This is a genomic window from Sulfitobacter sp. (assembly GCF_039977885.1).
Lineage (GTDB): Bacteria > Pseudomonadota > Alphaproteobacteria > Rhodobacterales > Rhodobacteraceae > Sulfitobacter.
On record NZ_JBDWCI010000011.1, the window covers coordinates 16020 to 27230 of the forward strand.

Sequence of the window (11211 nt, forward strand, 5' to 3'; positions counted from 1 at the left end):
TTGGCAAGACAGTTTCCCGGGCGTTAAACAAAACCGGTGCTTGCCGTATCAAGAGTTCAAAGATTTGTAGACTGTGGCTCGGCCGATCCCAAGCTCTTTGGCGATCGCAGTCGCACCCATCCCTGATTGGCGCAGCTCTTTAACTTTGGCGTCATCGACAACTTTCGGACGCCCCTTGTAAAGCCCCTTTGCCTTCGCTTTAGCGATCCCCTCCGCCTGACGCTTTCGGATAATGTTTCTCTCAAATTCGGCGAAGGCTCCCATCATCTGCAATTGCAGAGTTGCAAAGGCATCATCCGACTTCGCGGAGAACGTCAGCCCTTCAGTTTTGAAAGTAATTGATGCCCCTTGGTCGTTCAGTCTCTGAATGATCGATTGCAAGTCGCGTAGGTCTCTGGCCAATCGATCGATGCTATGCACCACCACAGTGTCGCCCTCTCGCACCCAATCCAGCAGGGAGTTAAGCGCTGGGCGGTCATTGGCGTTTTTGCCGGATAGCTTTTCCTCGAAGAGCTTATCTACGTGACCCAAGTCTTGTCGGTCGAAATTTTGCTCTACCGTACTGACACGACGGTAACCAACAACTGACATGAAATTCTCCTATGGTACTAGACCTTTTTAGAGTACTGTCTATAAATACTCATTCAAGCCTAAATGAACACCTCTTGCGGAAATTCATGACGTCTCCGTAGGGTAGACCTTTGTGGAATCGCTTAAGAGATCGCCAGAAAGAAACCGGGCTGCGGTGACCTGCTGTCCTCCGCTTTGCGGCTCCATAGGTTAACACTCTCCAAAGAACGGCCCAAAGCCGCCATTCGGACACTTTTTGACGAGTAACGCTCTATCTCAAAGCTGCCACCTGCTAAGGGACGTAGCGCCGATGAAATCTTAATCAACAGCTACCGCGCCGTTGGTGTTTAAACCTGATTTTGAAGGCCGAGACGAAAGCAGTTTTTGAGAACGAGAACTTTGCGTGACGTGATCTGGCAAGAAATATTTGAGGTCGCGCGGTATGCCCCAATGCGTCGAGACCTAGATGCGACAAAGGCTCCAATCGGCAAATAGACCTGCACGCCTGACGAATGGCTGTGTATCATAGCCCGAGAATAGTCCATCCTGCGTGACCAGAACCGTGCGCCACCCCCGCGCTGCAGCCCCCAGAATATCCGTGTGAAGTGTGTCACCACACATCGCAATCCGGTTCATCGGGGTCGTCGGGAGTGAGGCCCCAATCAGATCATAGACTTCGGGAAACGGTTTGCCGAAAAAGCGCACATGGTCAGGGAAGGTGTCGGCGATGAGATGGCCAAAATGCCCTGGCTCGACCGAGAACCCGTCATCACAGGGCGCGGCCAGATCGGCGTTTGCGATTAACAGCGGACGCGGATTGCGCGGCATGGCGGCTTCCAACAACTCCTGCTGCGAAGCAGTCCAATCCGCCGCTGAAAGGAAAATAAACTGCTCCACTGTGTCATAGTCGGCGGCAGTGTCCGTTAAGCGTGTCACCGTGGAAGGTAGATCTTCGAGCTGGTCTGCATCGGCGGCAATCACGCCCCAGTGTCCTTCGCCCATCGCATCAAGGGCGGCTTGCCGGCTTGTGATGATCTCATCGTCTTCGACTCGCAGGCCCAGCTGTTTGAATTTGGCAATCGCACCGCTGCGGTCATAGCTGGCGGCGTTGGTCAGGATGCGGATGGCGCAACCACGTTCGCGGAGTTGATCAAGACGAACATCAGCGCCCGGGATCCGGGTTTCGCCAACGTTCAACACACCGAATGCATCGAAGACGAAGGCGTCGACTTGGTCGGCAATATCCAGCAGGGATTGGATGTTGACGGTGTTCGGCTGCGTCGTGACCTGCGGTAGCCGTGGGCGGACCTCTTCGTAGCGGTCGAATATCTGTTGCGTGGTCAGCGGAACATTAGGCTTCGTCACGTAATCTGTCCTTTAGAGGGGAGCAAAGTATCGGGGCAGCCGGATGTTCCAGCGGCCCCGATCATCATTACAGAAGCTTCTTGCGCAGCGCGGAAGAGATGACCTCACCTGCGATGACAAGAGCGAGGATCGTCAGCAGGACCATCGACACTTCTTGCCATTGGAACGTATCAATCGCGCCTTGCAGAATAATCCCGATGCCCCCTGCCCCGACAAGGCCAAGTACCGTGGATTCACGCAGGTTGATATCCCAACGCAGAATGCTGATCGCAAAGAACGCAGGCATCACCTGTGGGACAATACCATACAGCACCACCTTGAAGCGTGACGCGCCGCAGGCTTCCAGTGCTTCCACCGGAGCGGGGTCAATTTCCTCGATCGCTTCGCCCAGCAGTTTGCCAAGGAACCCGATAGAGCGGAACATGATCGCGATGATACCAGCGATGATGCCAGGCCCGAAGATCGCCACGAACAGCAGCGCCCAGATGATCGTGTTGACCGACCGCGACGATACTAGAATGAAGCGCCCGATCCACAAGCAAACCACATTCGGCGTCGTGTTCTGCGCCGAAATATAGGCGACGGGCAGCGACCACACGACGGCAATCATCGTGGCAATTGTGGCGATGTTGATAGTTTGCCACGTAGCCTCAAGGATCGACGGCAGATTGGTCGGGTCCGGCGGCACCATGCGGGCGAATAGGTCAACCAGCTGGATCGGCGCATCCCAGACCCATTCCCAGATCACATCGATGCTGCCCAAGGCCCAGACCACCACCAACGTGACAGCCAACAACGCGACATAGCGTTTCATCCGTTGCGCCGGTGTAAACCGCGCCCATTCGTGTGTGAGTGTCTGTGTCATGTCATCCGCTTTCTGATCATGCCGCTGACGGCTTCGGAAATCAGGATCGCCCCAACGATGACCATCGTGATCGCAAGCGCGAAGTCGTAATCATAACGCCCGAACGCATTGGCAAGGGTCGCCCCGATGCCGCCTGCGCCGACGATGCCAACCACAGCAGAGGCCCGCAGGTTACTATCCAGCTGATAGATCCCGAGCCCCACAAGGCGCGGCATGATCTGCGGCAAGATCGCGTAGATCATCGTACTAAAGAACGACGCCCCGACCGAGCGCATCGCCTCGACCTGACCGAAATCGATCTCTTCGATCCGCTCGGCCAACAGTTTGGCGACAAAGCCGACGGAATAGACTGTCAGCGTCAGCGCACCGGCCAAGGGGCCAAAGCCTACGGCCTTCACAAAGATGATCGCGACGATGACGGGGTGAAAGCTGCGTGCTAGAATGAACGTGCCGCGCCCGATCAGATACACAGGCTTGGGAGAGATATTGCGTGCTGCCATGAACGCCAGTGGGACCGACAAAATCATCCCCAGCGTGGTCGCAAGGATCGCGATTTTCAAGCTTTCCATGAAACCGGAAATCAGCAAGCCAGAGCGTTCAAAGCTGGGCGGAAACGCCCCGTTGAAGATACGCTGCGCGCGTGTCAGGCCTTCGGCTGTGCGTTCCCAATCGATGGGTAACGTGGCAATGGTCGCGATCACATAGACCGCGACAGTGATGTAAACCACCCAGCGCACAGCGGGCGATTTAATGAACGGCGGTTTACGCCAGACAGTTTGGGTGGTCATGCGACAGCACCCATTTCCTGACGGTCCTCGGACGGGGTACCCGCATAGATTTCATCCATCTGGACTGCGTCCAACGCGGCTGGTTTGTCATCAAAGATGATCCGCCCGTAACGCATCCCGACAATCCGGTCGCTGTATTCTTTCGCCTCGGTCACGTTGTGAATGTTAATAATGACAGGCAGATTCAATTCGCGTGCAAGGTCGCGCAGCAAAGACATGATCTGTTCGGATGTTTTCGGGTCTAGCGACGCCGTAGGTTCATCCGCCAGCAGAATTTCAGGACGCTGCATCAGGGCCCGCACCACGCCGACACGTTGGCGTTCGCCGCCCGACAGCTCATCGGCGCGTTTGTCGGCGTATTGGGCGATGCCCACACGTTCCATCAACTCAAACGCGCGTTCGATGTCTTCGGCAGGATAGCGGCGCGTAACCGCGGCCCACGTGGAAATATAGCCCAGACGGCCAGACTGCACGTTTTCCATAACGCTCAATCGGTCCACCAGATTGAAGCTTTGGAATACCATACCCACACGGCGACGCGCCTTGCGCAGCTCTTTCGCGCCCAGCGTCGTAAAGTCGGTGCCGTTCAGCCTGATGCTGCCTGAAGTGGGTTCAACCAAACGGTTCACACAGCGCAAAAGCGTGCTTTTTCCCGCGCCGGACGATCCGATGATGGACATCAGTTGTTCGCCTTCAACCGACAGGTTTAGGTCCTTCAGGACAGGCGCACCTTTCCCGTATCTTTTCACAAGATTCTTAATTTCTAGCATATTGCCTCTCAGATGCGCGTGCCACCCCGACCCGTGGGTCGGAGTGGCCGTGTGCAGTGGGGATTAATTGTTGGCGAGGCCCTGTGGCGTGTATTCGACGCCATTGGACGCCTGAATTTCACGGATCACAGCCCATTGATCCTTGTATGTGATCGGGACAAATTTGCTGACGCCTTCGAATTCGGCCCCCAATGCGGTACCTTCGAAACCAAACGAAAAGAACGCCTCTTTGATGGTGTTTGCCAGTTCTGGGTCCAGATCGTGTGCCAATGTAAAAGACGTCGTCGGAAACGGATCGCTTTCCCAGATTTTGCGCACATCGGCGGTGTCATAAAGACCGCGTTCCGCCATGCGGTCCACCACTTCAGAGGCTACGGGGGCCGCGTCGTAGTCGCCTGCGACAACCCCCAACATGGATTGGTCGTGAGAGCCGGAATAAACGACTTCGTAGTCTTCATCAGGGATCACACCAAGACTGGGGAACAGCGCGCGCGGCGCTTGGTTGCCGGAGTTTGATGTGGGCGAGGTGTGCGCCACACGGCGGCCTGCCAGATCGGGCACTTCTTGAATGTCACTGTCAGCCTGCGTGAACACCTGAAGGCGATAACCGAACTGGCCATCCTCTGCGCCCATGATTGCAAACGGCACAGCCCCTGCAAGGTTCACAGCAAAGGGTGTCGGACCGGTGGAGAAGCCTGCGATATGCAGACGGCCAGAGCGCATTGCCTCAACTTCGGCGGAGTTCGATTGCACCGCAAAAAACTGGACGTCTTTGCCTGTGGCATCTTCAAGGTGGGCGATGAATGGTGCCCAGATGTCAGCGTAAACAGCAGGGTCTTCGACGGGCGTATAAGCAAACACCAAAGTGTTTGGGTCGTTCAATTCAGCCGGATCTGTTGGTGCGTCGGCCACAAGATCACCGTTCGCATCGCAATACAGTGCGTCCAGTGCACCGCGTTCTGCGCACTCTTGGGCGGCGGCGGAAGTTGCACAGCCAAGCGCGAGCAGACTTGCAGCCATAGCTGCAGTGGTCACTTTAAAAGTCATGTAGATCTCTCCCTAGTTTTCTTTCGCATTGCGGCAGGGTCCTCCAACCTCTACCGCACGATTTGAGTAGCTTAAGAGCATCGCTTAGCATTAAGCGAGGGTACCTGTGTTAACACTAAGTTACAGCGATCGGTTTTTATGTTAACAATATTACAAGCGATATCTTCGCGCTGTCTTTTCCAATAAACTCCGCACAGTTTAGGCAAAACTTGCACAACACTGTATCGGGGGGATCAGGGTGACGTTCGAAAATCAAACCCAAAATCAAACGCCTCCCGTCGTCGCAATCGTCGATGACGATCAAGAGGTGCGCGAAACCCTTTGCGAGTTGCTGTCCACCAGCGGTTTCACCCCGATTGCCTGCGAGGGCAGCGCCGATTTTCACGCGCTTGGCGTACCGCCTGCCGTTGATCTTGCCATCATCGACCTGCGGCTGCGTGGCGAATCGGGGTTGGATTTGGCAGTGCAGATCGGCGCACGCTACGCCTTGCCGATTGTTATGCTCACAGGTGTCGGGGACGAAATCGACAAAATCATTGGCCTCGAAACAGGTGCCGATGATTACCTGATGAAGCCCTTCAACCCACGAGAGTTGGTTGCACGCATCCGCTCGGTCCTACGTCGGTACGGGCATGCCGTGAACCGTGCGCAATCCCTGCCCGAACACACCATCACCTTCGGGCACAAACAACTTGATCTACAAAGCCGCATTCTGCTTGATCACGCGGGCCATGAAATTCCCCTGACAAACGGAGAATACCGACTTTTAGAATATCTGGCACGTAACCCCTCGCGGGTAATTTCACGGCCAGAGCTTTTGTCAGAACTGGGCTCGGACATGGAGCGCTATGTGGACCGCACGATTGATGTGTTGATCCTGCGCCTGCGCCGCAAGATCGAGGACACACCATCAAAGCCTGTGCACCTGCAAACCCGCCGCTCGCAGGGCTATTTCTTCAAGCTGGAGGCCGAGTAGCGCCATGCGGCCCACGCTTCACACGCCCAGCGTCAAGGCGCGGCTTTCTGTTGCGATCCTGACCCTCTGTGGCGTAACCCTGATCATTTCCGCCATCAGCTTGCTGGTGCTGCGCAATGCGGAAAACTGGCTTGACACAATCCACCGCGAGACGTTGTCGGAGGTGTCGCAAGCCTTGGAGCTGTCACGCAGCGCCGCCGATCTCGCCACCGCTGCGCCGTTTCTTTTGACGGTGCAGGTGCCATACCAACGACAAGTGGACGCCGATGCGATTTTGCAAACCATCGAGCAATTGGAAACGCTATCTGATGGCACAGATAACCTCGACCTGCCTCTTGCACGAATCCGCGTCGCCATTTCCAACCTGCTGCTGGTGTCGTCACCACAACGTTTGCTGCAGGCCGACATCACACAAATCGACACCGATTTGGCGCACCTGCAAGACAGGTTCCTACAGCAAGCCAATTTAACAGAAGCTACCTTGGACGACCGTTTGGTCTGGGCCGCCCTGGGCCGCCTGGCCAGCGACGCCCGCCGCGTTACCCGTGCTCAGGAAATCATCGAAGTAGGAGAGATAAATCGTCGTTACAACAGCAGTCGTGCAGCGCTTCCTATAGTAGATATTGCTGCGCAGGGTTTGCATGAAATCGAGGCGATACTGTCGCGCCCGACAACTGATCTATTCCAGCTCAAGTACCAATCCCTCACCGCTGCCCTAGATGCGGAAAACGCGCTGTTTCGCATTCGCCAGCTGTCCAGCGATATCAACGTCTATGCGACGTCGCGTGTTCAAACGGCACAGGAACGGCTGCGGATTGCACGCATGCAAACCTCGCACGATCTAAAGCTCGCGCAAACGGTTGTTACCGTGCTTGCTGCGTTCAGTGCCTGCGTTGCGGTCATCTCGTCATTGTTTGTATCGCGCTATGTGACACGCAACCTACGCCTTATCGCAGACGGGATGCGCCAACTTGCGGCGGGCGATCACTCCGTCACCGTGCCGACCAAGAACGCGACGGATGACGAGATCGGCCAGTTGTTCAATGCCTTCGGCGTGTTCCGCTCAAACGCGCGCAAACTGGATCGACGGACGGCGCAAATCACCCGCCAGAACACGCTATTTTCTAGTGTCTTCAGCGGCATTAAAGACGGCGTCGCGATCCTGACGCCACAAGGCAAGATCGAGGCCGAGAACGACAAAGTACGCGCGCTTTTGAACATCCCCCACGACGCGCTCGCACAGACCATGCAAGACCTGTTTGCGCTGTCGGTATTCCGACTGCAAAGCGGGTCGGATGACCGCGGCGGGTATGATGAATACACCAACCCCATGGGGGACGTGATCGAGGTGCGGTCTTCGCTTCTGCCCGATGGTCGATCGGTCTGGCTGTTGTCCGAAGCCACTGAGCGCAAGCGCATCGAAGACCGTCTTGAGGAAATCCGCCGTGTTGAGGCGCTTGGCAAGGTCACGGGCGAAGTGGCCCATGATTTTGGCAACATCTTGTCCACGATTTCGGGCAACCTGCACCTGCTAGAAACATCCAACGCGACCGCCGCGCCCTTCCGCCTTGGGCGGATACGGACCGCCGTGGACTTAGGCGTGTCCCTGACGGAACGTCTGGTAGCGTTCGCCCGCAAACAACACCTTGAACCAGAGCGGGTCGATCTAGGGTCATTGGTCGAGGGAATGCAAGATCTGTTGGACATCGCCTTGCCCGAAAACTTGACACTCTATCTGGATCTTGGTGAAGACCCGTTGCATGTATCGCTCGACCCTGGTCAGCTTGAAAGCGCGTTGCTTAATGTGTGTATGAACGCCGCACAGGCCATGCCCGATGCAGGCAACATCTGGGTCACCTTGACGTCGCAGGACCGTCACGCTGTCCTGTCGATCAAGGATGACGGCATCGGCATGACAGAAGAAACCCGCCGTCATGCGTTTGAACCATTCTATACGGCCCGTCCCAACGGAGAAGGCACAGGGCTGGGTCTATCCATGGTTTACGGTTTTGTAACACAATCTGGCGGCAATATCGAAATTTTCTCAACCAGGGACCAAGGCACAACCATCGTAATTCGCGTCCCTATTATGGCCACGCCCCCCCTCCCCAAGCTCAAGCCCACCATACCTTTTGCAGGTACGGCAATCGTTGTTGATGACAATCGGGAAACAGCGGCTGCCTTAAAGGTCACCCTAACGACACTCGGGTTCGATACGTTGGTCGCCACAACCTATTCGGAGGCGCAAAAAATCATCGAACAGACACAAGAAATTACCCTTTTGGTTTCTGATCTAAATCTAGACCATGGGCATTCAGGGGTTCAATTAATCCACGCAACACTAGAACAACACCTTTCGGCAGTTGCCATTTTGATATCTTCGCGCCTGCCTGCCCAAGCTCCTGTGATTAAGAAACACCGCAACCGCTTTAATATGCTCCCGAAACCCGTCGATGAAACTGATCTGGTTCACGCTGTGACCGACGCGCGTAAAAAATAATGGAAGTTATTTAACACTCCAGTTCGACAGTACGAGAGACGACCGCCCTCCAGATTGCCCGCTTTTCCATTAGGAGGCTCATCATAAGCATCTGCAGCGAATGTCTGCTTCCCGCCCTTGGTGTCGATTGACGCGAACGGCCCTAACCGGCCATTGACTAAGGCTCCATTCGCCGCGATGCAGCTTTCACTTTGCTGACATTCATGCGCAGTGCAGCATTTTATCTGCTGGAACGTCGGTCTGCGGACTTTTCAGACCTTCGCTTCACACGCACCAGTGTCCGCTTCAGCGGACCGTTCAACAAACGGTCCTTTTTGGAAGGCTGAAAACGCTAAAGCGGACCTTGGGGGCGATGTGGGTCACCCGTTGCGAGAGATTCTGACCGGTCAAATGCCATTTGATGTTCCCGATGTCTGTGTTTCAACGAAAAAAGTACTGTCGCCGCAAGACATGCTGGGACAAACATTACTGCAATAGCAAAGGCCAAATGATGCTCTATCAGAACCCAGTTCCCCCAAAGTGAGACGACAGACCAGATAATGATAAAAATACAGCTCAGCCTCACCAATTTAATGGATTTCGATATCACCGATACCAAGTAAACTGAAATAATTATCAGAAGCGGGATGGCAAAAATCGGCGATGCGGTTGTAGCGCCAATTAATGACAGGGCTGTTATGGCTACTGCAAAAGCGTGTAAAACATAGACTATTAGTGATGTCATCCTATGACTGCCTCCAAGATTGCCGGCTCCGTCTCTTGGGAGATGCCAGTAAGGCGGTAACCGTCATGCATCGTGCAGCACCAGTCAAGATGGGCTCGTTCCCGCCATTCGTTGCGGGGCGCACCACCGACCGCTTTCGGGAAAAGCGCCCTCGCCCTTGGGTTCCAAAAACCCTCCTTTTTGGCACACGTCCAAACCACCATAATTTATGCAGCCACAAACCTTCAAAACCCAAGCGGTTGTTGAAGGTTTGTGGCTCTCTCGTGATAGCGGATATCCGTGAACCGCACAGCATCGGTCAAATTGGGCTCAAAGCCGACCTCGGATGCGGCGCAGCATCATATGGTATGATGTCTTGTCAACGTCGGGTTGTCGATGTGGGAGGGCGTGGTGGATCGGAGGATGCATCATGGGAACATCAAACTTACCGGCCATCCGCGCCTTACGCCCAGCCTGGAACAAAGGCCGGATCGTCGGCCAGAAAAGGCCGCTCAAGCCCAAACATGTCTGGGCGATCAGGGTGCGGCTGGAATTGGCCGAGAACCACCGTGATCTGGCCCTCTTCAATCTTGCCATCGACAGCAAGCTGCGCGGCTGCGATCTGGTGAAAATGAGGGTGGTCGATGTTATGGCATCCGGCCAAATCAAGGAACGCGCGTCGGTTCTTCAGAGCAAGACCCAGAAACCTGTGCGCTTCGAAATCTCCGAAGGCACCCGTGCATCGCTGGCAAGATGGATGCGGGAGCCGCTGATGGTCGGATCCGAATACCTCTGGCCTGGGCGTTTTCACGAACGGCTTCACATCTCTACCCGCCAGTACGCGCGCATTGTGCGTGACTGGGTGACATCCATTGGTCTGGAGGCAAGCGCCTATGGCACGCACTCGATGCGGCGAACGAAAGTCACGCAGATTTACAAGAAAACAGGCAACCTAAGGGCGGTCCAACTGCTGTTGAGTCACACCAAGATGGACAGCACTGTCAGGTACCTCGGCGTCGAGCTTGAAGATGCGCTGGTGATCGCCGAAGCTATCGAAATCTAAACCGCTGGGCCGTCGCCACAGACGGCCCAAACCTGCCGTTCACCTCGCGGTCCCAATGCTGCGGTCGCCCCCCGCATAGCGGACCTTAGTCGATTCCGCAGCATTTCAGCGGGGCCGATGACCGCAACGCGGACTTAGCCGACCTTCGCGTTTTCTGCGCAGAGGTCGGCTTCGGTTTTAACCAGATGGAAGGTTGACCATCCCAAGAGGCATCGTCATGTGACCACGTTAAATTCTGGCCCGTAGGGATAGCCGGTGATATTCTCACCCCCTTCATCCGTAATGACTATGATGTCATGCTCACGGTAGCCGCCAGAACCAGGTGTTCCTTCAGGAATAGTCAACATCGGCTCCATTGAGATGACCATGCCCGGCGTCAGCACGGTATCTATGTCCTCGCGCAGTTCCAGACCCGCCTCGCGGCCATAGTAGTGAGACAGCACGCCAAAGGAATGGCCATAGCCGAAAGTGCGATATTGCAGCAGATCACGTTCATCGAGGAATGTGTTGATCTGCTCCGTAACCTCGGCACAACTTACACCCGGCTTGAGCAGACTGATGCCC

Annotated in this window: 10 protein-coding genes; 3 read left to right on the forward strand and 7 right to left on the reverse strand. The window is 55.4% G+C overall.

The features are described 5' to 3' along the window. Positions 1-48: 48 nt before the first annotated feature. The 6 genes from ABJM03_RS08385 to phnD all read right to left on the reverse strand — a co-directional run bounded on the left by ABJM03_RS08385 (position 49) and on the right by phnD (position 5405). Positions 49-591, reverse strand: a complete 543-nt coding sequence (locus tag ABJM03_RS08385; protein WP_348416955.1) for a recombinase family protein — start codon at positions 589-591, stop codon at positions 49-51. A 441-nt stretch (positions 592-1032) separates the two neighbouring features. Then, the gene (locus ABJM03_RS08390; protein WP_348416956.1) at positions 1033-1935 is read right to left on the reverse strand and encodes an HAD hydrolase-like protein; all 903 of its coding nucleotides are present in this window, start codon (positions 1933-1935) and stop codon (positions 1033-1035) included. A 67-nt stretch (positions 1936-2002) separates the two neighbouring features. Beyond that, positions 2003-2800, reverse strand: coding sequence for a phosphonate ABC transporter, permease protein PhnE (phnE, locus tag ABJM03_RS08395; RefSeq protein ID WP_348416957.1), 798 nt, complete (start codon positions 2798-2800; stop codon positions 2003-2005). Beyond that, positions 2797-3588, reverse strand: coding sequence for a phosphonate ABC transporter, permease protein PhnE (phnE, locus tag ABJM03_RS08400; protein WP_348416958.1), 792 nt, complete (start codon positions 3586-3588; stop codon positions 2797-2799). Before phnE (ABJM03_RS08400) ends, phnE (ABJM03_RS08395) begins: the two co-directional genes overlap by 4 nt. After that, the gene (gene phnC / locus ABJM03_RS08405; RefSeq protein ID WP_348416959.1) at positions 3585-4358 is read right to left on the reverse strand and encodes a phosphonate ABC transporter ATP-binding protein; all 774 of its coding nucleotides are present in this window, start codon (positions 4356-4358) and stop codon (positions 3585-3587) included. Before phnC ends, phnE (ABJM03_RS08400) begins: the two co-directional genes overlap by 4 nt. Positions 4359-4421: 63 nt before the next feature. Further along, a complete protein-coding gene (gene phnD, locus ABJM03_RS08410; RefSeq protein WP_348416960.1) occupies positions 4422-5405 on the reverse strand; it encodes a phosphate/phosphite/phosphonate ABC transporter substrate-binding protein in 984 nt (327 codons plus the stop codon). A 238-nt stretch (positions 5406-5643) separates the two neighbouring features. Here phnD and ABJM03_RS08415 point away from each other — a divergent pair, with 238 nt between their 5' ends. From ABJM03_RS08415 to ABJM03_RS08425, 3 genes are all read left to right on the forward strand, one after another. Then, positions 5644-6381, forward strand: coding sequence for a response regulator transcription factor (locus tag ABJM03_RS08415; RefSeq protein WP_348416961.1), 738 nt, complete (start codon positions 5644-5646; stop codon positions 6379-6381). Between the two features lie 4 nt (positions 6382-6385). Next, the gene (locus tag ABJM03_RS08420) at positions 6386-8881 is read left to right on the forward strand and encodes an ATP-binding protein (RefSeq protein ID WP_348416962.1); all 2496 of its coding nucleotides are present in this window, start codon (positions 6386-6388) and stop codon (positions 8879-8881) included. Positions 8882-10014: 1133 nt separating this feature from the next. Beyond that, entirely contained in the window at positions 10015-10647 is a 633-nt protein-coding gene (locus ABJM03_RS08425) for a tyrosine-type recombinase/integrase (RefSeq protein WP_348416963.1), read from the forward strand. 215 nt (positions 10648-10862) lie between these two features. Here the strand turns inward: ABJM03_RS08425 and ABJM03_RS08430 are convergent. Beyond that, positions 10863-11211, reverse strand: a 349-nt coding sequence (locus ABJM03_RS08430; protein ID WP_348416964.1) for a M24 family metallopeptidase, incomplete at its 5' end; no start/stop codon positions are given.